Raw genomic sequence first — 26,060 nt, 5'->3', positions numbered from 1 at the left:
CTGCGCCACAGGTTGCGCTCCGACCTGAACCTTGCCCGGGTTTCGGCCTTTTCAGGTCGCTTTGAGCGACCGCAAAGGTAAACAATGAGCGCCGCTTCACCGATGCCTCCCAATCTGCCGCCCGAACGCGGACGCGTGATCAACGACTGCCGCGATTTCACGCTGCGTCGTCTGCGCGAATCGCTGCACGGCATGCTGACCAAGATCGAGGAAGATCTGGTTGCGCGTGCAGAAGCCGAGCTCGACCGCGACCAGCGCAACCTCTACATGTTCACCTGCGGTAAGGCCCGCGAGAACTGGGCCGGTATCGAGCAGGCCTTCATCGACAATCTTTCGCGCTATTTCGATGCCCGCGTGCGCGGTGAGCCGCTGAAGGCTTCGGCCGACGCCGCGCCGAAATCGCTCGACGAGCTGAGCCTGGTCGAGGAGGACGTGCTGACCCAGGATCTGGCGGTCAGCGAAATCACCCGCAAGCTGAAGGAACACTGCGACGAGGATCTGTACGCGGTCGAACAGCGCCTGGGCAGTCTGCTCGGCAAGCAGGATCCGACCGATGCTGACAATCCGATCGGTACCGAAGCCATTGCCAACGCGCTGCGCGCGGCGTCGGAGGAGGTCGATCCGGGCGTGCAGATGCGTCTGGTGCTGCTGCAATCGCTCGAGCAGCAGATTTCCAACGAACTGGCCCGTCTCTATCAGGAACTGAATACCCGGCTGGTGCGCCAGAACGTGCTGCCCGGGCTGCGCCGCGGGTTCCGGCGCGCACCGATGGCCGGGACGCGGCCGCGCGGCGCCGGGGCGGCAGCGGGTGGCGAACAGGCGGCGATGCCGCGGCCGGACTTCGGCACCGTGTCATCGGTACAGGGCTTCGGCAGCGCCTCGATGACGCAGGGTTTTGGCACCACATCGATGCATCAGGGCTTCGGCGATCCGTCGATGTCCGGCGTCGGCGGTTTCGATGGCGAGGGCGACATCTATGCGATGCTGGCCCAGCTGGTACAGGGGCAGATGGCCGCCCAGGGCATTCCGGTGCCTGCTGCCGGCGGCTCCGGGCCCGCCGCCGGCTTCACGCCGGCCTCGCCCTTCGTGTTCGAGGCGCTGAGCGCGCTGCAGGCCGAGGCCGATCATCTGCCGGTGAGCCCGGGTGTCGGCCTTCCCGTTCCGGTGAATGTACTGCGCGATTTCCGCAGTTCCGATCTCGGCCGGCATCTGGGGCAGTTTGACGCGATCACGGTCGACATCGTCGCGATGCTGTTCGACCTCATCTTCGACGACGCGAACATCGCCGATCCGATCAAGGCGCTGGTCGGCCGGCTGCAGATCCCGCTGGTCAAGGTGGCCATGCTGGATCGCAGCTTCTTTTCCAGCAAGGCCCACCCGGCGCGCCGCCTGCTCGATCTCATTTCTCAGGCCATGCTGCGCTGGGGCCGCGATGTCGGCCACGACGATCCGCTGTATGTGAAGCTGGCGGAAATCGTCGATCGCATCCTGCGCGACTTCGAACGCGACATGAGCCTGTTCGAGGCCTGCAACAGCGACCTCGAAAGCTTCATCGAGGCGCTCGAGTCCGAGGAGTCGCAGCGTGCCGAAACGGCCGCCCGTCTGGCCGAAGAGCGCGAACAGGAACGTCTGCGCCGCGACGATGCGCGTCGCGCCGCCGACGACGCCGTCGACGACCGTCTGCGCACGCCGCTGCCTGCGGTGGTGCAGAACCTGTTGGACGGCGTCTGGCGTCGCCTGCTGCGCACGTTGGCCGAGCGCGGCGCCGATACCGAGGTCGATTATCGGCAGGCACTGGTAACCGCGGACGAACTGATCTGGAGCGTGCAGCCGAAGAGCGATCCGGAAGAGCGGCGCAAGCTGGTGCAGGCGTTGCCCGGCCTGCTGCGCAGGCTGAATCAGGGTTTCGACACGGCCGAAGCGCACCCGGCCGACAAGTTGCTGCTGCTCAACGGCCTGTTCGATCTGCACGCGCAGTGGATCAAGCCGGGTGCGACGCCCGGCGCGCCGCCGCCGGTGAAGCAGTGGGTGCCGGGCGAGGGCTCGGCGAACGATGCGGTACCTGCGCCCGAGGTGGTGACCGAGCATGTCGAGCAGGATGGCCTCGAGTACGAGGACATTTCGCTCAATCTGCCGGCGCACCTCGACATTGCCGACGAAGGTCGGGTGGCCGAGCTGAAGCGTGGCGACTGGGTCGAGTTCAAGCAGCCCGACGGCAGTTTTTCGCGCATGCGCCTGAACTGGGTCAGTCCGCAGCGCGGCATCTATCTGTTCACCAATCCGGGTTCGCCGCGCGCCACCTCGATTGCGCCCGACGCGCTGGCGTTGCAACTGGCGCGGGGCGAAGCGCGTATCGTCGATGCCGCGCCGATGTTCGAACGCGCGGTCAGTCAGGCGCTGGCACAGCCGCGCGACGAGGTTGCCGCCGGCTGAGTGTCCCGCGCGCGGCAGCGCATTCAGCGCGCGTGCTGGCGATCGTGCTTCTGGTGGCGGATGCTGCGCTTGGCGCGGTCCTGCATCTTTTCCATGCGCAGCGCCTCCTTCCTGTTCAGCGAGCCGTCGGCCAGTGCCCGGTTTTCGGCGTGATCGATGTGCGCCTGCTGGTGTTCGAGCCGCGTTGCCTCGCGCTGGGTGAGCTTGCCACTTTCGACGCCGTGGTCGATGCGCTGTTCCTGTCGTGCCTGTCGCGTGTCGATGCGCTGCTCCATGTGGTCTGAGGGCGTCTGCGCGAGCGCGCCGCCGGCGACGAGCAGCGTGGTGATGGCGAGCAGGCCGGGAATGAGTTTCATCGTGTTCTCCGCAGGTTCAGCGTCGGCGGGATGCGTCCGCTGTGACCGTGAGACGCGTCGCCCCGGCCGGCCCTTACGCGCCGCCGCTGTAAGCGGATGTAATGTCCGGCCACCTGCGTAAGACACGCCGCGCTGCGACGTCAAACTGTCGTGTCCATCTTTCTGCCTGCGATGATGATTTTCCGTCTGACCCTGCTGTGTGGCCTGCTGTGGGCAGGTGTCGTGCAGGCCGAAGTGCCGGCGGTGCCGGACCCGGGTGCCTGGAGTGCCTTGCCCGCCGACCGTCGGGAAGCGCAGGCGCATGAGCTGCGGCAGAAGCTGAAGGCCGCGACACCCGAAGAGCGGCGCGAGTTTCGCGCCCGCCTGCGCGAGCGACTGTCTTCCCTGCCGCCGGAGCAGCGTCGGGAAATGAGCGAGCGGCTGCGCGAGGACTGGAAATCCATGAGCGAAACCGAGCGCGAGCGCCTGCGCGCCGAACGGCGCGCCTACATTCAGTCGCTGTCGCCGGATGAGCGGCGTGCGCTGTTGCGCGAGCGCCGCGAAATGCTCGAACGGATGACGCCCGAAGAACGCCGGCGGCTCAAACGTGAACTTGAACGCTGAGGGGGCGCTGTCCGGCTTCGGTGTGCTGCTGCCGACCGGCTGGCGCAGCGACGCGCTGTTGCTGCAGCAGGCGAGGGCGGGTGAGCGCGCGGCCAGTGACGAACTGGTTAAGCGCCTGCTGCCGCCGGCCCATGCGCTGGCCTGGAAACTGACCGGCGACGCGGCCGAATGCGACGACGTCGTGCAGGAGGCGTTCTGCCGCCTGTGGCAGCACGCCGGGCGATTCGAGGGAAGGGCGCAGCTGTCCACGTGGTTCCTGAGCATCGTGCGCAATCTGTGCATGGACCGTTTCAGGCGCAGCCGGCCACGAGCGGACGAGGCGGAGCTCGAATCGCTGGCCGACCCGCAGCCCACGCCGGACGAGCAGTGGCAGGCGGCGGCGCGCAGCGGCGCACTGCGTGCCGCCCTGGTGCGCCTGCCAGAGCGCCAGCGTGCGGCGCTGATGATGTGGGCCTGGCAGGAGTACGATGTGGCGGCGATCGCGCGCGAACTTGGCATTGCCGACAATGCAGCGCATCAGCTGCTGTTCCGGGCGCGCACGCGTCTGAAGGTCCTGCTTGCCGGGGAGACTGACGATGACTGAACGATTTTCCGATGAGGCGCTGCGCAGCGCACTGCGTTCGCTGCCGCCACCGCCGGTGCCTGCAGCACTGGCGGCGCGCGTGCGGGACGGCGGGCCGCGTCGTCCCGTGTCGCACCGCCCGCGCTGGGTGACCGGCGTTGCGCTCGCCGCGCTGGTGCTCGCCGTGGCGGCCGGCGTGTTCGAGTACCGTGCGTGGCAGGAAACCGAAGAGCTGGCGCAGCTCGACGAGCTGTCGATCACCACCATGCTGGTTCTTTGACGCAACGGGTTTTCACCGTCGGGCCGGCCTGCTACGCTGCGCCGCTGCCTTGCCGATGGAGTGCATCAAATGCTGATTGACCGCCAACGTTCCTCGCTGCTGCTGATCGACATGCAGGAGCGCCTGCTGCCGGCGATGGACGACGCCGACCGCCTGCTCGACAACGTGGTGTGGATGGTGAAGATCGCGCAGCGGCTGTCGGTGCCGGTGCTGGTCAGCGAGCAGTATCCGAAGGGCCTGGGGCCGACGGTGCAGACCTTGCGCGATCTGATCCCGGCGGAATCCATCGTGCCCAAGATGCATTTTTCCTGCGTATCCGACGGCTGCCTGAAGCCCCTGCTGGACGAATCACGGCCGCAGGTCATCGTGTGCGGCATCGAGTCGCACATCTGCGTGCTGCAGACTTCGATGGATCTTCAGTCGAGTGGCCGTCAGGTGTTCGTCGTTGCCGACTGCGTCGCTTCGCGTGACCCGTCCAACCGCGGTCTCGCGCTGGAGCGTCTGCGCCAGCACGGCGTGGTCATCGTGTCGCGTGAAATGGTCGCCTTCGAATGGCTGGGTGCGGCGGGGTCCGAAGAATTCCGCGAGATCAGCCGCACCTATCTGCGCTGACGTCGGCCAGCGTGGCGCAGCCGCACAGCGCCATGCTCATTTCCAGTTCGTCGCGCAGCAGCCGGATCACGTGCGCGACACCGAGCGCGCCGCCGATGGCAAGGCCCCACAGATAAGGGCGTCCGACCAGCACCGCGCGGGCGCCCAGCATCAGCGCGCGCAGCGCGTCGCTGCCGCTGTCGATGCCGCTGTCGAACAGTACCGGCACGTCGTCGCCGACCGCGGCGATCACCTCCGTCAGGCATGTCAGCGCAGGTGGCGCGCAGTCCAGCACACGTCCACCGTGGTTCGATACGACGACCCCGTCGCAACCCAGATCGACGGCGCGCACGGCGTCCGGCGCGTTCAGCACACCCTTGATCAGCAATGGAACCGGTGCGCGCGCGCGCAGCCAGGCGAGGTCGTCCCAGCCGGGTGCGTCGGCCATCCAGCCGTCGAACACTTCGCTCTGTCCCGGCCGCAACTGACGCCCGCCTGGCGGCTCGATATTGACCGCGCGCACGTCGGCGGGCAGCGGTGAGGCGGCAAGCTTGATCGGTGCGTCGACGGTGAACACCACGCAGCGATAGCCGGCGGCGAGCGCGCGATCGAGCAGACGTGCCGTGCGCTCGCGGTCGCCCTGCCAGTAGAGCTGGAACCACAGCGGCTTCTCGGCGGCTCCGGCAATCTGTTCGAGCGGCTGGCTGGCGAGCGTGCTGACGATCATCTGCCCGTCCTGCGCCGCGGCCGCCATCGCGCTGGCGCATTCGCCGTCCGGATGCTGCAGGCACTGGTAGGCGATCGGCGCCAGCAGCAGCGGGTGGCCCAGTGTTTCGCCGAACAGTTCGATCCGCGTGTGGCCGCCGCGAACGTCGGTCAGTGGTCGCGGTCGCAGCGGCATGGCGTCGAGCGCAGCGCGGTTGGCGCGACCGCATACAGTATCGCGGCCGCCGTCGAGGTAGGTCCAGATGTCCGGATGCAGCAGCTCGCGCGCCCGTTCGCGGTAGCCGGCGATCGACTGCGGCAGGTTCAGCGGCGCGTTCAGGCCGAACCCCAGCGGCGCAGCAGGTTGTGATAGATGCCGGTGAGCTTGACCATGGACGGCGTTTCGCCCAGTTGCTGGCGCAGCGTCACCAGTTCCATGTCGAGGTCGAACAGCAGACGGCGCTGCTCGGCGTCGCGCACCATGCTCTGGATGAACATGAAGCAGGCGATGCGCGCGCCGCGCGTCACCGGCGTCACCTCGTGCACCGACGACGACGGGTAGAGCACCAGGCTGCCGGCCGGCAGCTTGACGCTGTGCCGGCCGAAGGTGTCGTCGATCACCAGTTCGCCGCCGTCATACTCGTCCGGATCGGCGAGGAAGAGGGTAGCCGACAGGTCGGCGCGCACATAGCCGCTGCCGTCCGGCATCGCGCGCATCGCGTTGTCGATGTGCTGGCCGTAACGGTTGCTGCCGCCCGCGTAGCGGTTGAAGAAGGGCGGCAGTATCTTCGCCGGCAGTGCGGCGCTGAAGAACAGTGGCTCGCGGTTCAGCGCGGCAAGCACCCGTTGCCTCAGCTCCGGCAGCGTGGGGGCGCCTTCCGGCACCTGCTGGTTGTTCTTCACGACCGTCGCCTGCGATCCGGCGGTCAGGGCACCGCTGGCCCACTCGGAGCGGTCGAGCAGGTCGCGAAGGGCGGCGACTTCGTCGCCGGAAAGCAGGTCGTCAATCGTCAGCAGCATCAGAAGGAATATATGGCGGACAGTACGGCCGCGCGGCTTGCACCCGGGATGCTCTGGCCGCTGGCAAGTTCGAAGATGTACTTCTTGTCCAGCAGGTTATACACGTTCAGGCGCAGCTTGAGATCCTTGCTGACTTGATACAGCGCAACCGCATCGAACACCCAGTAGTCGTCCACCGTGGTGACCAGATCGCCGGTCAGGCTGCTGCGGATGATGGCATTGCGCGTATCGACGTACTGCGCGCCGCCGCCTACGCTCAGTGCCTCGGTGAGCTGGTAGGTTGCCCAGCCGCTGAAGCTGTGGCGCGGCGTGTTGTCCAGCGTCTGGCCTTCCTCGATCGTGTTATTCGACTTGCGCACCTGGCTGTCCTGGAAGGTGTAGCCCGCGAACAGGTTAAGGCGATTGGTCACGCGGCCGCTGGCCGACAGCTCGAAACCCTGCACCTCCTGCACGCCCTGCAGCACCACCGGCGGTTCGCCCGGCAGACCCGGCGTGCGTCCGTTGAACTTTTCGGTGCGGAACAGAGCCGTCTGGATCAGCAGCGCGTCGCCGAGAGCGTTCCACTTGGCGCCCACTTCGTAACTGCGGGTGCGTTCCGGCTTCAGGTTGAAGGTTTCGGGCGTGACCGGCAGGTTGTTGTTGCCGCCCGCCAGCTGGACGATGTCGGCGCGGCCGCTAGGATCGAAGGAACTGCCGTAGCCGGCGTAGAGGCTGAGCGTCGGAACCGGGCGATAGATCAGACCGAGGTTGCCGGACATTTCCTTGTCGGTACGGGACAGGTGCTGGCTGTAGGCCGGCACCGTGCCGTCGTTCAAGGCGCGCACCGTCGTCTTCACGTGATCCCAGCGCAGGCCGGCGTTGATGTCCCACTGCGGGGTCAGTGAAATGATGTCGCTGACATAGATCGCCGTCGTTTCGAGGTCGAGCTGTGCGCGGGTGCCGTTGTACTGGATGGGCGAGGCCGGGCGCAATTGCGGATCGAGCAGATTGGTCACCGGGCCGTTGGCGTCGAGGCGGCGCTTGTTTTCGTTGTCCTCGCGCGCCAGTTCGAGACCGGTCACCAGGTGGTGCTTGATGCTGCCGGTGGCGAACTTGAAGATGAGGTCCGTCTGGTTGATCAGCAGATCGGTCTTCTGGTCGCGCGGCTTCTGGTTGCCGACGACATTGGTCGCGCCGGTGATGGTCGTGATGTTGCCGGGCGAGAAGCGCGGCGACGAGAAGATGGAATCGTTGTGGGTATAACCGTAGCGCAGCTGGTTACGGATGCTCACCTTGTCGTTGAAGTCGTGCTCGAAGCGGAAGCTGGCCTGATGCGCTTCGAGGTCCTGATAGTCGGTCGAGTGACCGTAGAAGTTCGAGTACTTGACCGGGGCGACGCCACCGCCGAAGCCGGAATCGCGCAGGCTGAAGTTGCGTGCATTCGGCAGGCCGGAATCGGGGCGATTGTCCTGGCGCGTGTACAGATAGCTGAGCGTGACACGGGTCGGCGTGCCCAGACCGAAGGACAGCGACGGTGCGATGCCGAAGCGCTTGTTCTCGACGTGATCGCGCCCGGGCTGGTCGTTCTGGTGCGACATCAGGTTGAGGCGGAAGGCGGCGCCGTTCAGGCCTTCGATTGGCTGATTGATGTCGGCGGTGACGCGGTAGAGGCTGTCGGTGCCGATGCCTGCCTCGACTTCGCGTTTCTGCTTCAGCGACGGCAGCTTGGACACCTGATTGATCGTGCCGCCGGTCGAGCCGCGGCCGGCGAAGGCCGAAGCCGGGCCCTTGGTGACTTCGATGCGCTCAGTGTTGAACGGATCGCGGAAGAAGACACCGGCGTCGCGCACGCCATCGACCAGGATGTCGTCACGCGCCGAAAATCCGCGAATCTTCAGCTGGTCGCCGGAGGGCGGATTGCCCTCACCGGCCTGGAAGCTGATGCCGGTCACGTTGCGCAGCGCGTCGCGCAGCGTTTTCGTGCCCTGTTCTTCGAGCAGTTGTTCGGTCACCACGTGCACCGTCTGCGGAATGTCCTGGATGGCCTGCGGCCGCTTCGGCGAACTCAGCGCCTCGGCCTTGTAAGGCGCAGGTGCCTGGCCTTCGACCTGCACGGCGGGCAGCGTGACGACGTTCGCTTCCTCCGCCTGTGCGCTGGTGCCAAAGCTGGCGGCCATCAGGGCGGCGCCCAGAGGCAGCAGTGTGCGATCGATGCTGCGGCGAGATGCCGAACTGCGGAAGCGCTGGGTGCGAACGTGTGCGGACATCGGGTTTCCTCTCCGTGGTGACGTCTTGCCGTTGTTGTGTCGGGCTCCTGTGGCGCAGCGCGCACCGGCCCGGAATCAATTCGCGCGCAATGTAAACGAAATGCAAATATTTCTCAAATGCTTAAAAGAATGTTTCGCAACAAGAATGAAGGCGGTGACGGATCCGTGGCGGACGGGGCGCTGACGGCGGGGCGGCCGTCGGACGTGCGGGCGCTACGCCGCCCGGGGCGAGCAGGCTGCTTGAGACGGAAGCGGGGGAGGGCGCGCAGCGTCGCGCGCCCGGTTCAGGCGAGGGAGGGGCTGGTGTCGCTCAGAGATAGAGCACGGCCGGGAAGACGGTGACGGCCAGCACGAACACCAGCCATTCGAGGTTGTTGCGGGCGAGAAAGCCAGTGAAGTGCAGGATGAGCACCGTGATCGCCACAACGTAGTACAGGATGAACCACATCAGACGGAATCTCCGCGGATAGGGGCTGGACGAGGCTGGCGCCGGGCGCTCAGCGTTCGACGTGGCGAAGTGAAAGGTCGATGGCGCGGACGTTCTTGGTCAGGACGCCGATGGAGATGCGGTCGACGCCGGTTTCGGCGATGGCCCGCACGCGGTCGAGGTTCACGCCGCCGGACGCTTCGAGTTCGGCACGGCCGGCGTTGATGGCGACCGCCTCGCGCATCTGTTCGATCGACATGTTGTCGAGCAGCACCATGGTGGCGCCGGCGTCGAGCGCCTCGCCCAGCTGGGCCAGCGTCTCGACCTCGATCTGGATGAAGGCATTCGACGGCGCGATGCCGCGCGCGCGCGCCAGTACCGGACGGATGCCGCCGGCGGCCATGATGTGGTTTTCCTTGATCAGGATGCCGTCGTACAGACCCATGCGGTGATTCAGGCCGCCGCCGACGGTGACCGCGTACTTCTGCGCCAGGCGCAGGCCGGGCAGGGTCTTGCGGGTGTCGACGATGCGTGCCGAGGTGCCGGCGATGGCGTCGACGAAGCGACGCGTGATGGTAGCGGTGGCCGACAGCAGCTGGACGAAATTCAGCGCCGCACGCTCGGCGGTCAGCAGGGCGCGGGTTTCCGACAGGATTTCGCACAGCCGCTGGTCCGGCTCGACCCACTCGCCTTCGGCCACATGCCAGGCGACGGTCGCTTTCGGGTCGAGCGCACGCAGGCAGGCTTCGAACCAGTCGCGGCCGCACAGCACCGCTTCCTCGCGCGCCGTCACCATGCCGGTGGCGGCGCGTCCGGCCGGGATCAGCCGTGCGGTCAGGTCGCCGGTGCCGACATCCTCGGCCAGCGCCTGCGACACATTGCGTTGTATTTCGATGGACAGCTGATCGTTTTCCCGCATGGCTCGTCTTCTGTATTTGTCGCGGCGCATTCTAGCATCGGCCTGCCCCGGCCCATGCGAGCCGCAAGGCTGGCACAGGCAATCCGGCCTTCCTCCCAAGTTCGTCACGAATCCGCTTCACGCGTGCGCCGCCGTGCTTAAAGTTGCGCTGCCCGCTGCCGTAGCAGGGGGATCAATACGAGAGCCGACTCGAACAGGCTCCGCTCGCATCGTCCTTTTGGGGAGAAGGAAATGTTCATCCACGTGGACGCGCCGCTGGCGCGCGGCCCGGCATCGCTCTGTCGATGCGGGGCGCTGCTGTCATGACGGGGCAATACCACCCGCTTCTGGTCGCGCTGTCACTGCTGGTGGCGGTGATGGCCGCCTGGTCAGCACTCGATCTGTCGCAACGCATCCAGAGCACCGACAGGCGCGCCGCGCGCATCTGGCTCTTTTCCGGTGCACTGGTGCTCGGAACCGGCATCTGGTCGGTGAACTTCGTCGGCATGCTCGCCTATGCGCTGCCGATGCAGACCGGCTTTGACCTGATCATCACCGTGCAGTCATGGCTGACATCGGTCGGCGTATCGCTGCTCGCGCTGCTGTGCGCCAGTCGGCTTGCACCAGCTGAGCGGCTGCGCGCGCCGCTGGCCCTGGTCGTCGGCGCGGGTGTCGTCATGGTGTTCCATCTTGCGTTGTCGGCGATGCGCATCGAACCGGCGGTCGGATACAGCCCGGGCCTGCTGGCGCTGGCAGTGCTGCTCGCCTGGGCGCTGGCGGTGGCGACTGCCCGCGCGCTGCTCAGGATGCGCGCACTCGATGGCCGCCCGCTCTATCTGTTCAAGGTGCTGGCCTCGATGGCGATGGGGCTCGTGCTGTGCGCCGTGCACTACCTCTGCATGGCGGCCGCCCGCTTCGACGCGAATGCGGTCAGCCTGGCCAAGCACGAGATCGATCCGACCTGGCTGGGGCTGACCATCGCCGTCGCGGCCATCGGCTTCACCTGGATAGGCAGCGTTGCCGCGCTGTTCGATGCCCGCATGGAACACCGCACGCGACAACTCGCGATGCGTCTGAAGGCGGCCAACAGCGAACTGATGCATGCGGCGCTGCACGACCCGCTGACCGATCTGCCGAACCGCGTCAATTTCGATGCTGCGCTGGCCGAGGCCGCCGAGCGCGTGCAGGGGCGAGGGGCGCGGCTGGCGGTGCTGTTCGTCGATCTCGATGGCTTCAAGCCGGTCAACGACGTGCTCGGTCACCACGTCGGCGACGAGGTGCTCAAGTGCGTGGCGCGCCGGTTGCGCAACGGTCTGCGCGAGGGCGATATGGTGGCCCGCATTGGCGGCGACGAGTTCGTCATGCTGTCCGAAGGTGCGATCGATGCTGAAGGTGCCGGCCGGCTGGCGCAGCGCCTGGTCGATGCCGCCAGCCAGCCGATGCTGATCGGCACTCACGAGATTCAGGTGTCGGCGTCGGTCGGTGTCGCGCTGTTTCCGGACGACGGCGACGAGAATCGCGTGCTCGTCTGCGCCGATACCGCGATGTACGCCGCCAAGCATGCGGGGCGCAACACCTGGCGCCTGTACTGCGAGGACATGGACGGCGGCGGCGCCGACATTCTCGGCATGCAGCGGGCGATCCGCCGTGCGCTCGACAACGACGAATTCGTGCTGCACTACCAGCCCAAGGTGAGTGCGGTCGATGGCGAATTGCGCGGCGTCGAGGCGCTGATCCGCTGGCAGGACCCGGAGCGCGGCATGGTGCCGCCGGTCGAGTTCATCCCGGTGGCCGAGCGCTTCGGGCTGATCAACGCGATCGGCTTCTGGACGTTGCGCGAGGCCTGCGGTCAGATCCGCAGCTGGATGCACGCCGGCCGGCGCATACCGGTGGCAGTGAATCTGTCGCCGCAGCAGTTCCGCCAACCTGATCTGGTCGAGCGCGTGCGCGCCTGCATCGACGAGTTCGACATCGATCCTGGCCTGCTGGCGCTGGAGATCACCGAGTCGGTGGTGATGGAAAGCTCGACCAGCGTGCGTCGCGTACTCGAAGAGCTGAAGGCGATGGGCGTCACGCTGTCGATCGACGACTTCGGTACCGGCTATTCCTGCCTTGCCTATCTGTGCCGGCTGCCGGCGCGCCAGCTCAAGATCGACCGCACCTTCGTCATCGACATGGACCACGTCACCGAGGCGCGCCACGTGGTCGAGGCCGTCATCCGTCTCGCGCACTCGCTGCGCATGGAGGTGGTGGCCGAAGGCGTCGAGCGTTCGGAACAGGTGGTTGCATTGCGTGCGCTCGGCTGCGATCTGATACAGGGCTATTACTTCTCGCGACCGGTACCGGCGGGCGAGATCGAGGCCCTGCTGCACAGCCGGCAGCTGGGCGACCTGTCGAACCGGGCACGCAGCCTCGGCGAGGGCTTGCAGGCCGACGCGGCCAACACGCCGCAGCCACTCGAACTGGCCGCCGGTTGAGTTTCAGCGCCGGTGGGCCAGCCAGGCGCTGGCCAGCCCGCAGACGACGATGAGGCCGGCGCCGCCGACAGCGCTGGCACCCGGCAGGTCGCCGAACACCAGCCAGCCCATCAGCGTCGCCCACACCAGCTGCACGTATATGAGCGGGCTGAGCACCGATGCCGGTGCGAAGGCCATCGCGCGTATCAGCAGGAAGTGGCCGGCCATGCCGGACACGCCCAGCGACACCACCAGCAGCGCGTCGACCGGCCCCGGCAATTCGCTGTGCGCGGCCGCCGGCAGCGCCAGCGTGGACAGCGCCGCGCCGACCAGTGCGGTGTAGTAGAGCGTGGTCAGCGGCCGCTCGGTCGGCGCCAGCTTGCGCGTGGCCAGCTGGTACAGGGCATACAGCAGCGAGCCGCCGAGCAGCATCAATACCGGCAGCAGCGGCAGATGTCCGTCCGGGCGAGCGATCAGCAGCACGCCGGAGAAGCCGAACAGTGCCAGCAGCCAGTTGGCGACCGTCACCCGTTCGCCCAGCACCGGCCCTGCGAGCAGCGTCACGATCAGCGGCGTGACGAAGAACAGCGAGGTGCCCTCGGCCATCGGTATCGTCTTCAGCCCGCCCATGATCAGGAAGGACACGCCGGCCAGCAGTGCGGCCCGCAGTATCTGCAGCCGCCAGCGCGGCGTCACCAGCAGGTTGCGCCGCATGCGCGGCCACAGCACCGCGCCGAGCACGATGGCCGGCACCAGATAGCGCGCCCACACCAGCACGCCGACCGGGTAGCGCTGCGACAGGTACTTGCCGGTGGTGTCCAGCACGGCGAAACAGAACAGCGCGGCCAGCATGAAGGCCACGCCGATCAGCGGATGCCCGCGTTCAGAGGTGGATATGGCCGACTTCCTGCAGATCGGCACCGGCGATCAGTGCGTTGAAGGCGGCTCGCGCCGATTCGATCACCTCGCCGGCGGTCAGGCCGTTCGGACCCTTGCCCAGTGCGACCAGGCGGTCGCCGGCCAGTCCGTGCAGGTGCACGCCGCCGATCAGCGCGAGGTCGGCCGGCCAGCCCTGGGCCAGCAGGCCGGCGATCAGGCCGGTCAGCACGTCGCCCATGCCGGCTGAGGCCATGCCCGGATTGCCGGTGGTGTTGATGAACCAGCGTCCGTCCGGCAGCGCCAGCACGCTGCCGCAGCCCTTCAGCACGACCGAGGCGCGGAAGCGGCGTGCCATCTCGCGCGCGGCGGCGATGCGGTCGTGCTGCACCTTGGCCGTCGTGCTGCCGAGCAGGCGGGCGGCTTCCATCGGATGCGGCGTCAGTAGCGTGGCGGCGCCGCGGTCGACCAGCGCCTTCTCCAGGTCGGCGTGCTGCGACAGCAGGTTCAGTGCGTCGGCGTCGAGCACCAGCGTGGCCGGCGACAGCACCGCGTCGCGCATCAGGTCAAGAGCGGCCGGGCTCTGACCCAGGCCGGGGCCGATGGCCACGCAGGTGGCCAGATCGCCCGCCAGCACTTCGGCCGGCGTGCGTATCATCAGTTCCGGCTGTTCCGGGTCGAGCGGCAGTGCGGCGTGGTCGAGCATGCCGACATAGACGCGTCCGGCCCCCACCTTCAGTGCGGCGCGACCGGCCAGCAGCGCGGCGCCGGCCATGCCGCGCGCGCCGCCGACCAGTACCGCATTGCCGTTCGTCCCCTTGTGGCTGTTGCGCGCACGTGGCCGCAGCAGGTGGTCGAACAGGCCGCGACCGACCTGCCAGCCGGAGGGCTGCACCACGGCGGCGCAGTCGAGCCCGAGGTCGTGCACCGACAGTTCACCGCAATGGTCGGGGCCGTCCAGCGTCAGCAGCCCGGGCTTGAGCGCAATCATCGTCGCGGTGTGCGAGGCACGAATCGCGCGGCCGAGCACGGTGCCGGTGTCGGCATTGAGGCCGCTGGGTACGTCGATCGCGAGTACCGGGCAGTCCATGTCGTTGACCGCGTCTATCCAGGCCGCGTGTTCGCCCTCGATCGGGCGCGTCAGGCCGATGCCGTACAGCGCATCGACGACGATGGAAAAGTCGCCGCGTGGCAGACGCGGCACGGTGACGCCGCCGGTGGCGCGCCACGACGCCCAGGCCGACACCGCGTCGCTGGCCTGCGGGTGCTCGTCGCCCTGGTAGGCGACGACGACGTCGAAGCCGGTCTGCCGCAGCTGGCGCGCCAGCACGAAGCCGTCGCCGCCGTTGTTGCCGGGGCCGCACATGACCAGCACGCGACCGTGGCGCCCGCCGAGGATCTGCATCACCTTGGCCGCACCGGTGGCACCGGCGCGCTCCATCAGGCGCGGCGAACTGGCGGGCGCGTAATGGCGCTCGATGCGTCGCAGCGCCTCGGCGTCGTACAGCGCCGTCAGCGATGAGGTGTTTAGGGTTCGCGGGGTGGGCATGCTCGGACCGGACTGTCGCCGGACCGACGGGTCCGGCGAGCACAGGCGCGCATTCTATGCCCGGCGGCGTCATCGTGCCGAGGAATGCGGCACTTCAAGCGCAGGCTTGGCGTGCGCGCTGCCCGGCCCGACTCAGTCGCAACGACCATCGATCTGTTGCGCTGCAGCAGCGATGCGTGTAGCGGCGCGTTCAAGTCTGCGCGCCACCGCGCCGATATGAGCGAAGCAACGCGTCGGATCGATGTTCAAGCAGGGATGGGCCGCAGCCGGCCATGTCCCGGAAAGAAGAGTCTGCAGATCATGCGCACAACCGGAACCGCCTCGCCGAGCTCCGCGGGAATCGCCTCGCGGCTGAACCGCTGGCTGGACGACGTCATCGGCACACGCAATGCCGATGCGCATCTGGCCGCCCGCATCCGAGCGCAGCAACTGCGCTCGGTCCTCCGGTTTGCACCGCTCACACTGACCGCGAATCTGTTCAATGCGCTGCTCATCGTGGTCGTGTTCTGGGACAGCGAGCCGCCCTGGGTACTGCTGCTGTGGCTGGCCGCACTGACCGCCGCGATGCGCTCGACGCTGCGCGCCTGGCGCCGCGATCAGGCCTCGCCGCCCGCGCGGGCGTCCGAGCGCGCCATACGCCGTGCCGCGCTGCATGCCGGCGTGCTGGCCCTGCTGTGGTCGGTGCCGTCGCTGCTGTTCTTCACCCGCGCCGAGCCCGACAGCGCACTGCTGGTCACGCTGATTTCGGGCGGCATGATGTGCGCCGGCAGCTTCGTACTGGCCAACATTCCGCGCGCAGCCGTGCTCTATGTGCTGCTGCTGTGCGCCTCCAGTTCACTCGCCTTCGTCATCGACCACCCGGTGCGCAACCTGGATCTCGTGGTGCTGATGAATTTCTATGCTGCGCTGGCGCTGGCCTGCGCCATTGCCAGCGCGCGCACCTTCGGCGCCCGTCTGCTGGCCGAAGCGGAGGCGGAGCGGCAGAAGCAGCTGGTCGGCCTGCTGTTGCACGATTTCGAGGCGCATTCGAGTGACTGGCTGTGGGACACCGACCGCAACGGCTTCCTGCAGCACGTGTCGGCGCGGCTGGCCGAAACCTTCGGTCGCTCGCTGGACGAACTGCGCGCGCAGCCCTTCATCGAGCTGTTCGCCCAGGGCGGCCGCGACATGAACGAGGCCGAGCGTGATGCGTTGAGCACGCTGGCGGCGCACCTGATGCAGCCGGTGCCTTTCCGCGACGTGCAGGTGGCGCTGGTGGTGGATGGCGAACGGCGCTGGTGGGCGCTCACCGCCAAGCCGCTGTTCGACGAGGGCGGTCACCACGCCGGCTGGCGCGGCGTGTGTTCGGACATCACGGACAGCCGACGCGCAGCACTGGAAATGTCGACGCTGGCGAATTTCGATTCGCTGACCGGGCTGGCCAACCGGCACCACTTCCGCAATCAGCTGGCGGCCATCCGTCCGGCCGGGTCGGACGAGGCGCGGCCATGCGCGCTGTATTTCTTCGACCTCGACGACTTCAAGAACGTGAACGATTCGCTCGGCCACGCGGCTGGCGATCGTGTGCTGCAGCTCGTGTCGCAGCGTCTGCAGGAGCGCATCCGCGCGGGCGACGTGCTGTCGCGGCTGGGCGGCGACGAGTTCGCACTGATCTGCTGGGGCTGCCGCACGCCGGAAGGCGCAGCCGAGCTTGCCCAGCGCCTGCTCGACACCTTCGCGTCGCCGGTGTTGATTGACGGCGTCAGCGTGCAGATCGGCAGCAGCATAGGCATCGCGCTGGCGCCGCAGCACGGCAGCGATCCGGACGCGCTGCTGAAGAACGCCGACATGGCGCTGTATGCGGCCAAGGCCGCCGGGCGCAATACCTGGCGCTTCTTCGAGCAGGACATGGACGAGCGCGCGCGCCGTCGGCTGAGCATGCACAGCGACCTGCTCGGCGCACTGGACCGCGACGAGTTCGAACTGCACTACCAGCCGCAGATCCACATGCGCAGCGGCCGCGTCGCCGGCTTCGAGGCGCTGATCCGCTGGCGCCATCCGCAGCGCGGTCTGGTGTCGCCGGGCGAATTCATCCCGCTGGCCGAGGAAACAGGCCTCATCGTGCCGATCGGCCGCTGGGCGCTGGAACAGGCTTGCCTGGCAGCAGCGCGCTGGCCGGACGACATGCACGTGGCAGTAAACGTGTCCGCCGTCCAGTTCGCGCGCGGCGCGGTGGTCGATGTGGTGCGCGACGCGCTGGCACACAGCGGCCTGGCGCCCGACCGGCTGGAGATCGAGGTGACCGAGTCGCTGCTGATCCACGACAGCGCCGCGGCGCGCGACACGCTGAGCACGCTGCGCGCACTGGGCATCGGTATCGCGCTCGACGATTTCGGCACCGGTTATTCATCGCTCGCCTATCTGCGCAGCTTCCCGATGACCAAGCTGAAGATAGACCGCTCCTTCGTCACCAGCCTGAACAGCGAGGAGGGCGGTGGCGCCATCGTGCGCGCCATCATCAATCTCGCCGACGCCTTGCGTCTGGATACCACGGCCGAAGGGGTCGAAACCGCAGCCGAGTGGGCGGCGCTGGCCGGCAAGGAGTGCACCTATGCGCAGGGCTATCTGATGTCGCGACCGCTGCCGGAACCGCAGATTGCCGCCTTCATCGATGGCTGGCGCGGGCTGGACGCCGTCCAGGGGGAGGAGAGCCGGCCGCTGCGCGCGGTCGGCTGAACACCGCCGGCGGTTTCAGTCCAGCGGACGGATCAGTTCGCGATGGCGGAAGCAGTCGACCAGGTGGTCGTTCACGACGCCCACCGATTGCATCCAGGCATAGACGATGGTGCTGCCGACGAAGCGGAAGCCCAGCCGCGCCAGTTCCTTCGACAGCTGGTCGGACAGCGGTGTGCTCGACGGGCAGTCGCCGAGGCGCCGCCAGTGATTCACCATCGGTTGTCCGCCGACGGCGTCCCACAGCAGATCGCTCAGCGATCCGCCGCGCTCGTGCAGCGCGAGCAGCGCGCGCGCATTGCCTATGGTGGCGTCGATCTTGAGCCGGTTGCGCACGATGCCGGCGTCAGCCATCAGCCGCGCGCGGTCGTCTTCGTCATAGCGGGCGATGCGCTGTGCGTCGAAGCCGGCGAAGGCGCGGCGGTAGCCGTCGCGCTTGCGCAGTATCGTGATCCAGGCCAGTCCGGCCTGCGCACCTTCCAGTATCAGGCGCTCGAACAGCTCGCGTTCGTCGCGCACCGGCACGCCCCACTCGCTGTCGTGGTACTCGACGTAGAGCGGATCCTGCCCGCACCACGTGCAACGGGCGGGCGCCGCACTCATGCCGGGCGCAGCAGCAGTTCGCCATTCACCAGCGAACTGTCCTCGGGATCGCGGTTGATGTGGAAGCCCAGGCTCTGCACGAAACGCAGCATGCGTTCGTTGTTGGCGAGGAAGACGCCTTCCATCACCTTGAGGCCGCGCTCGCGCGCCGCTTCGATCAGCAGATTCATCATGATGCGGGCCAGGCCCTGACGCTGCCAGGCGTCGGCGATCACGATGGCGAATTCGCAGGTTTCGCCATCGGGATTCACCACGTAGCGACAGACCCCCAGCTGTTCCTCGGTTTCGCCCTCGCTGACCGCGACCAGCGCCATTTCGCGGTCGTAGTCGATCTGCGTCAGACGCGCCAGCAACTGCGGCGGCAGTTCCTTGATCGTGCTCATGAAGCGCAGGTAGCGGGTTTCCGCCGACAGCTCGCGTACGAACTTGGCTTCACGGTCGGCGTCTTCCGGCCGGATCGGGCGGATGATGGCGCGCGTGCCGTTGGGCAGGTTCACCACGTGCTCCAGCCGTGCCGGGTACGGGTGGATGGCCATGTGCGAGTAGGGCGTGGCCGTCGGCTGCACGTCGGCGAGGATGATGCGGGCGTCCACCGCCACGCAGCCGCTTTCGTCGACCAGCAGCGGATTGATGTCCATCTCGCGTATCCACGGCAGCTCGCACACCATTTCCGACACGCGGATCAGCACCCGTTCGAGCGCTTCCATGTCGATCGCGGGCATGCCGCGGAACTCGCCCAGCATGGCCGACACGCGGGTGCGCTGGATGGCGTCGCGCGCCAGTTCGACGTTGATCGGCGGCAAAGTGACCGCACGGTCGCGCAGCACCTCGACCCGCGTACCGCCATGCCCGAAGCTGATCACCGGGCCGAACACGTCGTCGTGCACCACGCCGACGAACAGCTCGCGCGCATTGCGCTTGTTCACCATCGGCTCGATCGACACGCCGCGCAGGCGGGCGTCCGGCTTGCGGCGGCCGACTTCGGCCATCAGTTCCTGCCAGCAGTCGCGTACCGAACGCAGGTTGTCGACATGCAGGCGCACGCCGCCGACGTCGCTCTTGTGCGTGATGTCCGGCGAATCGATCTTCATCGCCACCGGCAGCCCCATCTCTTCGGCGTACACCATGGCCTCGGTGGCGCTCCGCGCAACCACGGTTTGCGCGATCGGTATCCGGAAGGCGGCGAGCAGCGCCTTCGATTCCATCTCGGTCAGCACGGTGCGCCGCTCGGACAGCGCGGTTTCGATCACCAGCCGGGCCGATTCCACCGACGGCGGATCGAGGTCCTGCGCCAGCGACGCCGGCGCGTGGCGCAGCAGCTGCTGGTTGCGGTAGTAGGAGGAGATGTGATGGAACAGCTCGACCGCCGGCTCCGGCGAGCGGAAGGTCGGAATGTGTGCGGCCTCGAACAGCGAGCGCGCGGCGCGTACCTGGTCGCAACCCATCCAGCAGGTCATCAGCGGCTTGTTGGCGGTCTTGGCGATGTCGATCACCGCTTCCGCCACCGCGGTCGGATGCGTCATCGCCTGCGGCGTCAGCAGCGTCAGCACGCCATCGACGCCGGGGTCGGCCAGAACCGCTTCGAGCGCCGCGCGGTAGCGCGCATCGTCGGCGTCGCCGATCAGGTCGATCGGGTTGGCGTGCGACCAGGTCGGCGGCAGCGTACGGTTGAGCACTTCCAGCGTTTCCGGCGCCAGCTGGGCGAGCGGAATGCCGAGGTCGGCTGCACGGTCGGCGGCCATCACGCCCGGCCCGCCGCCGTTGGTGACGACCGCCAGCCGCTTGCCGGCCGGCTTGAAGCCGGTGAACAGCGCATTGGCGGCCGAGAACATCTGGCCCAGCGTGGACAGCCGCACGACGCCGGCGCGGCGCAGCGCGGCGTCGAACACGTCGTCGGCGCCCACCATGGCGCCCGTGTGCGAAGCGACCGCCTTGGTGCCGGCCGGATGACGGCCGACCTTGATCGCCAGCACCGGCTTGACGCGGGCGGCCGCGCGCACCGCGCTCATGAAGCGGCGCGCGTCGCGTATGCCCTCGATGTACATGAAGATGCTTTCCGTCTTCGGGTCGGCAATCATGTAGTCGAGGATTTCACCGAAATCGAGGTCGATCGAGGCGCCCAGCGACACGACGGTCGAGAAGCCGACGCCGTTCGATTGCGCCCAGTCGAGCAGTGCGGTGCACACGGCGCCCGACTGCGAAATGAGGCCGATGCTGCCCGCCTTGCCGGGCGAGCGCGCAAAAGTGGCGTTGAGACCCAGAGACGGGCGCATCAGGCCCAAGCAGTTGGGCCCGATGATGCGCACGCCGTTGCGCTTGGCGGCGGAGCGGGTGCGGCGCACCAGTTCGGCGCCGGCCGGGCCGGTTTCGGCGAAACCGGCGCTGATAACGATGGCCGCCTTGATGCCGGCGCGACCGCATTCGTCGATCAGGCCGGGCACCGTGCGCGCCGGCGTGCAGATGATGACGAGGTCGGGCCGCTTGCGCAGGTCGTCGATGCGCGCCACGCAGGGCACGCCGAAGACCGCCTTGTGTTTCGGATTGATGGCATGCAGTTCGCCACTGAACTGCGCGTCCAGCATGTTGCGGACGATGACCGCGCCGATCGAGTCCGGCCGCTCGCTGGCGCCGATGATGGCCACCGACTGCGGCTCGAACATGGATTTGAGATAGTGCTCGTACTGCATCATGAACTCCCGTGTCTGGGAAGGCTTTCAGGCAGTGTGGGGTGTCCGCCTTGTGCGCTTCCGTGAGCAGTGCGCCCGTGCACGTTGGACCCCAGTATATTGCATTGCAACATAAATGCCGCTTGTGGAAATCCACACTTCGCGGCGAGTGTGGTGCGCAGCCTACATCCTTGCGCCGGCAGCCGTCAGTGTGTCGGATCGGGCAGCGTGAAGTAGAAGCAGGCGCCCTTGTCCGGGGCGCCTTCGGCCCAGATGCGGCCGCCGTGGCGGTTGACGATGCGCTGCACGGTGGCCAGACCGATGCCGGTGCCGCTGCGGTCCGATTGGTCGTGCAGCCGGTTGAAAGGCTTGAACAGCTGTGCCGCGTGCGCCATGTCGAAGCCGATGCCGTTGTCGCGGATGTGGAACACCACTTCACGGTTGCGCAGGCGGGCGTCGAACTCGATTTCCGCGGTTTCGCGGCCGGCGGTGAAGGTCCAGGCGTTGCGCAGCAGGTGTTCCAGCAGCACGCGCGCCAGCATCGGGTCGACGCGCGCCATCAGGTGCATGCCGATGGCCAGCTTGCCCTCGCGTTCCGGCGATTCCGCACGCAGGTCGCGCATGATGGCGCGCGCCAGCGCCGACAGGTCGACCTCGGCGCGGCTGATCGGCGTGCGCGTGAGCCGGCCCAGTTCGAGCAGGTCGTCGATCAGCGTCGACAGCTTCTGCGAGGCGGCGCGGATGCGCGCGAGATGGCTGTGCGCCTGCGCATCCAGCTGGTCGCCATAGTCTTCCATGATGATCTGTGAAAAGCCGTCGATGGCGCGCAGCGGGTTGCGCAGGTCGTGCGACACCGAGTACGAGAAGGCCTCCAGTTCGCGGTTGGACGCCTCCAGCTCGGCGGTTCGGCGCTTCACGCGGCGCTCCAGCTCCGCATTCATGTCGTACAGCGTCGCTTCGGCCTGTTTGCGCTGGGTGATGTCCTCGATGCTGCCGGACAGGCTTTCGAGCTTGCCATTGCCGTCGAAACGGGCACCGATGGCGATTTCCAGCCAGCGCGCCGACGCGCTGCCGGTACCGGTACGCACCTCGATCTGCATCGAGTCGCGGCGGCCGTCGAGCATGGGCTCCAGCCGCGCGAGCAGATAGCGCGCCTCGTCCTTGCTGAGCCAGCGCAGGATGCGCTGGCCGATGGCCTGATTCACCGGCTGGCCGGTCAAGGTTTCCCAGGCGCGGTTAAGGTAGGTGAAGCGGCCGCGTGCGTCGATGCGGAAGATGACTTCGCGCAGGTGATTCACCATTTCGCGGTGTCGCGTCTCGACCTCGCGCAGTGCCCGGGTCGACTGCACGAAGGCGGTCTCGTCGCGGCCGGTGCCGCGATAGCCGCACAGCTGGCCGCTGCCGTCGGTGATCGGGCGCCCGCGCAGCTCGATGTGGCGCACTACGCCGTCCGGCCGGTGCAGCACCAGATGAAGCTGCAGCGATTTGCCGCTCTGGAACTGGCGATGACATTCCTCCCAGTCGCCGTGCACCGGCGACAGGGCGTTGATCTCCCACAGGCGACGGTTGCGCACGGCGCGCTGGTCGAGTGCGCTGGCCAGGTGACCTTCGGCGCGCGAGTACTGCAGCCGGAGTGCGGCATCGGTTTCCCAGTGCCAGTCGGTGGCAAGGTCGGTGTAGTCGCGCAGGCGGGCGGCGTCGAGCCGGTGCTGTTCGACCTCCCGCGCCAGCCGGTCCTGTTCGCGCAGCGCGAGCACGCCGATGCCGAGGCTGGCGGCCAGCACCGCGAGCCCGACCGGCAGCGACTCGGTGGCGGCGAGCGCTGCGGCGAGCAGGGCGAGCGGCAATGCGCGCCACAGAAAGAATGTCCGCGCGCCACGGGTGGGCGGCGGAAGGTCCGGAGAGCGGAACATTATTGTCCTTGGTATCCCCGGGATGATAATGCGACCCCTCGACACGAAAACCCGAATAAGGGCCCGCAGATGGCATCTCATCCTCATTTTTCAATGCAGGACGCGTCGGACTGGGTGGTGCGTTTCGGCGCACTGATCCCGCGCGGCGCCGACGTGCTCGATCTTGCCTGCGGCGGTGGTCGCCACGCGCGCTGGCTGGCGGGACGCGACCTGAACGTGCTGGCGGCCGACCGTGACGCCGCGGCGCTGGCAACGCTGGACGGGCAGCCGAGCATCCGCACGCTGTGCGCCGACCTTGAGGGCGGCGACTGGCCCTGGGGCGAAGCCTGCTTCGATGCGGTGGTGGTGACCCGCTACCTGTTCCGGCCGCGGCTGGATCGTGTCGCCGCGCTGCTCAAGCCGGGCGGCCTGCTGATCTACGAAACTTTCATGGACGGCAACGCGCGTTTCGGCAAGCCGTCGAACCCGGATTTCCTGCTGCGGCCGCATGAGCTGCTGGACTGGGTGCGCAGCTGGGGCAGCGTGATCGCTTTCGAACAGGGCGAGATCGCCCGTCCGGCGCCGGCGATGATTCAGCGCATCTGCGCGGTGCGCTCGGACGTGCTGCCGGTGCTGAACTGACCCGAGGCGACTGCGATCTGCCCGGCCAGACTATCGATGCCGGCATCGTCCAGCCGCTCGGCGGCGACGGTCGGGGCATCGGTGTGGCGGCTGAAGTTGTTCGACTGCGAGCGGCGGTACAGCGGGTCGTAGTGCTGTCCGAGCAGGCTCGCAACCAGCTCGGCCCACTGCCCCGAACGCGCGAGTGCGGACCACGCCGCCACGGTGTCGCGGCCGCGCAGCTCGGTCAGGCGCTCCAGCCGCTCGATCAGCGACTCGGCGTCCTGCGTCATGTAGTCGTAGTCGCGCAGCAGGAATTCGGTGCGCGCCGTAGCCGGCACGTCGATGCGGATGCAGGGTGCGGCGCGTAACCGCTCGATCAGCGCGTCCGGCACAGTGACCAGACCGATGCGGCGGCTTTCCGCCTCGGCGAACACCGGGCGCGCCGGGTCGAGCGCCGACAGCGCGTGCAGCAGGCGCGACTCGAACAGTTTCTGCGGTGGCTGGTCGACGCCGGGCTGGCGACCGAGCACCGAGCCCTTGTGCGCCGCCAGCGCTTCCAGATCCAGCACCTGTTCGCCGCGTGCGGCAAGGCGTTCGAGCACGCGGCTCTTCGCGCTGCCGGTCGGGCCGCTGACGACGCGGAAGTCGAAGGCGGCCGGCAGTGCCGCCAGCCGTGCCAGCACTTCGCGCCGGTAGGCCTTGTAGCCGCCGTCGAGCTGGTGGGCGTCCCAGCCGACCTGACGGAATATGGTGACGAAGGCGCCGCTGCGCTTGCCGCCGCGCCAGCAGTAGATCAGCGGCCGCCAGTCCGGCCCCTTGTCCTGGAAGCGTTCGAGCAGGTGACGGCCGATGTTGATCGCCACCAGCGCCGCGCCGCGACGCCTCGCGACAAAGGGCGACACCTGCTTGTAGAGCGTGCCGATCTCCGCCCGCTGTTCGTTGTCGAGCGCCGGGCAGTTGATGGCGCCCGGTACATGGTCGAGTGCGAATTCGGCGGGCGAACGGGTGTCGATGATGGCGTCGAAGCCGTACAGCTGGTCGACCTGGGCGATGCCGGCCGGGCGGCGCTGGCCGGAAGGGGCGTTCATGCAGCGGATGTCCTGTCTGTTCGTGGTGTGCGCGGCGGCGCGCTCAGCGCCGCGCCAGCGGCTTGCCGATCAGGGAGCGGAGCGGCGTCCATACATTGTCCACGATGCGCGGCTGCGCCGCAGCAACAGGATGGATGCCGTCCGGCAGAAACTGCTGCGGATCGGTGGCGAAGCCGTCGAGCAGGAAGGGCAGCAGCGCCGAGCCGGTGGACTTTGCCACCTCGGAAAAGGTGGCGGCGAACTTTTGCGTGTAGTCGGGGCCGTAGTTCGGCGGCAGCTGCATGCCGGCGATCAGCACCTTGGCGCCTCCAGCCTGCGCCTTGCGCGTCATGCTTTCCAGGTTGTCGCGCATCGTTTTCAGCGACAGGCCGCGCAGGCCGTCATTGGCGCCGAGTGCGATGATGACGATGGCAGGCTTGTGCGCGGCCAGTGCGGCGTCGATGCGCGACAATCCGTTGGCGGTGGTGTCGCCGCTGGTGCTGGCATTGACCACCGCATGACCGTAACCGGACTGCTTCAGCCTGTCGCCGAGCAATACCGGCCAGGCCTCCTGCTGGCGCAGGCCGTAGCCGGCCGACAGGCTGTCGCCGACCACCAGCACGGTCTGCGCGGCGACGGGCATGGCGGCGAACAACAGGACGAACAGGGACCAGAAAAGCTTCTTCATGCCTACAGACACTCCGCAATCAGGCCCGCTGCTCGAAGTCAGCGGGCTGGGAAAACAGGTCAGCAGCGGCAATGCGCCGCTGCAGATCCTTCAGGATATCGCCTTCGAGGTCGGTGCCGGCGAGGCCTTGGCCATCGTCGGTGCCAGCGGTTCGGGCAAGTCGACGCTGCTCGGGCTGCTTGCCGGTCTTGACCTGCCGAGTAGCGGTTCGGTTCGCATCGCCGGTCAGGACATCTTCGCGCTCGACGAGGACGCGCGGGCCGAACTGCGCGGTGACAAGGTGGGCTTCGTGTTCCAGTCCTTCCAGCTGCTGCCGGCACTGACCGCGCTCGAGAACGTCATGCTGCCGCTGGAACTGGCCAATGCCGAGCGCGTGCGCGAGCGCTCGGTCGCGTTGCTCGAACGTGTCGGCCTCGGCAGCCGGCTGACCCATTATCCGCGTCAGCTTTCGGGCGGCGAACAGCAGCGCGTCGCGCTTGCCCGCGCCTTCGCGCCCGAGCCGCAGCTGCTGCTGGCCGACGAACCGACCGGCAATCTCGACGCGGCGACCGGTGCCTCCATCATCGACCTGATGTTCGAAATGAACGCCGAACAGGGCACGACCCTGGTGCTGGTGACGCACGACGAAGCGCTCGCTGCGCGCTGCAGCCGGCGCATCCGGCTGTCTGCCGGGCGGATGATGGCGTAGCGGCCTGAGCGTGCCCGTGCGCGGATCGTTGGAGCGGCCTTGGCCGCGACACGGCCGCTTCATACTGCAGGCTTCGATTCAGGCTGCTGTCGGGGTCAAGACCCCTCCCACGGAGCCC

At 67.8% G+C, this 26,060-nt stretch carries 22 protein-coding genes; 9 read left to right on the top strand and 13 right to left on the bottom strand.

Going from position 1 to position 26,060, the window contains the following annotated elements; genetic code table 11:
- The first annotated feature begins 84 nt into the window (after positions 1–84).
- Positions 85–2,433, top strand: coding sequence for a DUF1631 family protein (locus METRZ18153_RS0111725; protein WP_232416032.1), 2,349 nt, complete (start codon positions 85–87; stop codon positions 2,431–2,433).
- Positions 2,434–2,456: 23 nt separating this feature from the next.
- Here METRZ18153_RS0111725 and METRZ18153_RS0111720 read toward each other — a convergent pair whose 3' ends face one another.
- Positions 2,457–2,789, bottom strand: a complete 333-nt coding sequence (locus METRZ18153_RS0111720; RefSeq protein WP_020164916.1) for a hypothetical protein — start codon at positions 2,787–2,789, stop codon at positions 2,457–2,459.
- A gap of 150 nt (positions 2,790–2,939) precedes the next feature.
- On the opposite strand from METRZ18153_RS0111720, the gene METRZ18153_RS0111715 reads away from it, so the two are divergent.
- The 4 genes from METRZ18153_RS0111715 to METRZ18153_RS0111700 all read left to right on the top strand — a co-directional run bounded on the left by METRZ18153_RS0111715 (position 2,940) and on the right by METRZ18153_RS0111700 (position 4,846).
- Positions 2,940–3,392 carry a DUF3106 domain-containing protein gene (locus METRZ18153_RS0111715; RefSeq protein ID WP_232416031.1) on the top strand — a complete coding sequence of 151 codons (453 nt, stop codon included), beginning with the start codon at positions 2,940–2,942 and terminating at the stop codon, positions 3,390–3,392.
- Positions 3,376–3,975, top strand: coding sequence for an RNA polymerase sigma factor (locus METRZ18153_RS0111710; protein ID WP_020164914.1), 600 nt, complete (start codon positions 3,376–3,378; stop codon positions 3,973–3,975). The genes METRZ18153_RS0111715 and METRZ18153_RS0111710 overlap by 17 nt, the downstream gene beginning before the upstream one ends.
- Positions 3,968–4,234 (top strand): hypothetical protein, encoded by a 267-nt coding sequence (locus METRZ18153_RS0111705; protein WP_020164913.1) that lies wholly within the window; start codon positions 3,968–3,970, stop codon positions 4,232–4,234. The genes METRZ18153_RS0111710 and METRZ18153_RS0111705 overlap by 8 nt, the downstream gene beginning before the upstream one ends.
- A gap of 69 nt (positions 4,235–4,303) precedes the next feature.
- Positions 4,304–4,846, top strand: a complete 543-nt coding sequence (locus METRZ18153_RS0111700; RefSeq protein WP_020164912.1) for a hydrolase — start codon at positions 4,304–4,306, stop codon at positions 4,844–4,846.
- Here the strand turns inward: METRZ18153_RS0111700 and METRZ18153_RS0111695 are convergent.
- From METRZ18153_RS0111695 to nadC, 5 genes are all read right to left on the bottom strand, one after another.
- Positions 4,824–5,795 carry an alpha-hydroxy acid oxidase gene (locus METRZ18153_RS0111695; protein WP_232416113.1) on the bottom strand — a complete coding sequence of 324 codons (972 nt, stop codon included), beginning with the start codon at positions 5,793–5,795 and terminating at the stop codon, positions 4,824–4,826. The two genes, METRZ18153_RS0111700 and METRZ18153_RS0111695, sit on opposite strands and share 23 nt — an antisense overlap.
- Positions 5,796–5,866: 71 nt before the next feature.
- Positions 5,867–6,550 carry a Fe2+-dependent dioxygenase gene (locus tag METRZ18153_RS0111690; protein ID WP_020164910.1) on the bottom strand — a complete coding sequence of 228 codons (684 nt, stop codon included), beginning with the start codon at positions 6,548–6,550 and terminating at the stop codon, positions 5,867–5,869.
- The gene (locus tag METRZ18153_RS0111685) at positions 6,550–8,796 is read right to left on the bottom strand and encodes a TonB-dependent receptor (protein ID WP_020164909.1); all 2,247 of its coding nucleotides are present in this window, start codon (positions 8,794–8,796) and stop codon (positions 6,550–6,552) included. Before METRZ18153_RS0111685 ends, METRZ18153_RS0111690 begins: the two co-directional genes overlap by 1 nt.
- 310 nt (positions 8,797–9,106) lie before the next feature.
- Positions 9,107–9,244: a hypothetical protein gene (locus tag METRZ18153_RS20995; RefSeq protein WP_008059032.1), complete on the bottom strand. Its 138-nt coding sequence runs from the start codon at positions 9,242–9,244 to the stop codon at positions 9,107–9,109.
- A 49-nt stretch (positions 9,245–9,293) separates the two neighbouring features.
- On the bottom strand, positions 9,294–10,142 hold the full coding sequence (nadC, locus tag METRZ18153_RS0111675; RefSeq protein ID WP_020164908.1) for a carboxylating nicotinate-nucleotide diphosphorylase: 849 nt from the start codon (positions 10,140–10,142) through the stop codon (positions 9,294–9,296).
- A 302-nt stretch (positions 10,143–10,444) separates the two neighbouring features.
- Between nadC and METRZ18153_RS0111670 the strand changes: the two genes are divergently transcribed.
- Positions 10,445–12,598, top strand: a complete 2,154-nt coding sequence (locus METRZ18153_RS0111670; protein WP_020164907.1) for a putative bifunctional diguanylate cyclase/phosphodiesterase — start codon at positions 10,445–10,447, stop codon at positions 12,596–12,598.
- Between the two features lie 3 nt (positions 12,599–12,601).
- Here METRZ18153_RS0111670 and METRZ18153_RS0111665 read toward each other — a convergent pair whose 3' ends face one another.
- Together METRZ18153_RS0111665 and METRZ18153_RS0111660 are read right to left on the bottom strand one after the other, a co-directional pair.
- The gene (locus METRZ18153_RS0111665; RefSeq protein ID WP_020164906.1) at positions 12,602–13,498 is read right to left on the bottom strand and encodes a DMT family transporter; all 897 of its coding nucleotides are present in this window, start codon (positions 13,496–13,498) and stop codon (positions 12,602–12,604) included.
- On the bottom strand, positions 13,461–15,002 hold the full coding sequence (locus METRZ18153_RS0111660) for a bifunctional ADP-dependent NAD(P)H-hydrate dehydratase/NAD(P)H-hydrate epimerase (RefSeq protein ID WP_020164905.1): 1,542 nt from the start codon (positions 15,000–15,002) through the stop codon (positions 13,461–13,463). Before METRZ18153_RS0111660 ends, METRZ18153_RS0111665 begins: the two co-directional genes overlap by 38 nt.
- Before the next feature lie 300 nt (positions 15,003–15,302).
- Here METRZ18153_RS0111660 and METRZ18153_RS0111655 point away from each other — a divergent pair, with 300 nt between their 5' ends.
- Positions 15,303–17,717 carry a putative bifunctional diguanylate cyclase/phosphodiesterase gene (locus METRZ18153_RS0111655; protein WP_020164904.1) on the top strand — a complete coding sequence of 805 codons (2,415 nt, stop codon included), beginning with the start codon at positions 15,303–15,305 and terminating at the stop codon, positions 17,715–17,717.
- Between the two features lie 15 nt (positions 17,718–17,732).
- Here METRZ18153_RS0111655 and METRZ18153_RS0111650 read toward each other — a convergent pair whose 3' ends face one another.
- From METRZ18153_RS0111650 to METRZ18153_RS20420, 3 genes are all read right to left on the bottom strand, one after another.
- Positions 17,733–18,317, bottom strand: a complete 585-nt coding sequence (locus tag METRZ18153_RS0111650) for a DNA-3-methyladenine glycosylase I (RefSeq protein WP_020164903.1) — start codon at positions 18,315–18,317, stop codon at positions 17,733–17,735.
- The gene (locus tag METRZ18153_RS0111645) at positions 18,314–21,004 is read right to left on the bottom strand and encodes a bifunctional acetate--CoA ligase family protein/GNAT family N-acetyltransferase (RefSeq protein WP_029143715.1); all 2,691 of its coding nucleotides are present in this window, start codon (positions 21,002–21,004) and stop codon (positions 18,314–18,316) included. The genes METRZ18153_RS0111650 and METRZ18153_RS0111645 overlap by 4 nt, the downstream gene beginning before the upstream one ends.
- A gap of 185 nt (positions 21,005–21,189) precedes the next feature.
- The gene (locus METRZ18153_RS20420) at positions 21,190–22,896 is read right to left on the bottom strand and encodes a sensor histidine kinase (protein WP_029143714.1); all 1,707 of its coding nucleotides are present in this window, start codon (positions 22,894–22,896) and stop codon (positions 21,190–21,192) included.
- Between the two features lie 93 nt (positions 22,897–22,989).
- Here METRZ18153_RS20420 and METRZ18153_RS0111635 point away from each other — a divergent pair, with 93 nt between their 5' ends.
- Positions 22,990–23,517 (top strand): class I SAM-dependent methyltransferase, encoded by a 528-nt coding sequence (locus METRZ18153_RS0111635; RefSeq protein WP_020164900.1) that lies wholly within the window; start codon positions 22,990–22,992, stop codon positions 23,515–23,517.
- Here the strand turns inward: METRZ18153_RS0111635 and mnmH are convergent.
- Positions 23,469–24,587, bottom strand: coding sequence for a tRNA 2-selenouridine(34) synthase MnmH (gene mnmH / locus METRZ18153_RS0111630; protein ID WP_020164899.1), 1,119 nt, complete (start codon positions 24,585–24,587; stop codon positions 23,469–23,471). The two genes, METRZ18153_RS0111635 and mnmH, sit on opposite strands and share 49 nt — an antisense overlap.
- A gap of 43 nt (positions 24,588–24,630) precedes the next feature.
- Positions 24,631–25,254, bottom strand: coding sequence for an arylesterase (locus METRZ18153_RS0111625; protein ID WP_020164898.1), 624 nt, complete (start codon positions 25,252–25,254; stop codon positions 24,631–24,633).
- On the opposite strand from METRZ18153_RS0111625, the gene METRZ18153_RS0111620 reads away from it, so the two are divergent.
- Positions 25,253–25,942, top strand: a complete 690-nt coding sequence (locus METRZ18153_RS0111620; protein WP_020164897.1) for an ABC transporter ATP-binding protein — start codon at positions 25,253–25,255, stop codon at positions 25,940–25,942. The genes METRZ18153_RS0111625 and METRZ18153_RS0111620 overlap by 2 nt on opposite strands.
- Positions 25,943–26,060 lie beyond the last annotated feature (118 nt).

The sequence above is a fragment of the Methyloversatilis discipulorum genome (assembly GCF_000385375.1).
Classification (GTDB): domain Bacteria; phylum Pseudomonadota; class Gammaproteobacteria; order Burkholderiales; family Rhodocyclaceae; genus Methyloversatilis; species Methyloversatilis discipulorum_A.
This window is presented reverse-complemented; position numbering and strand designations above follow the sequence as displayed.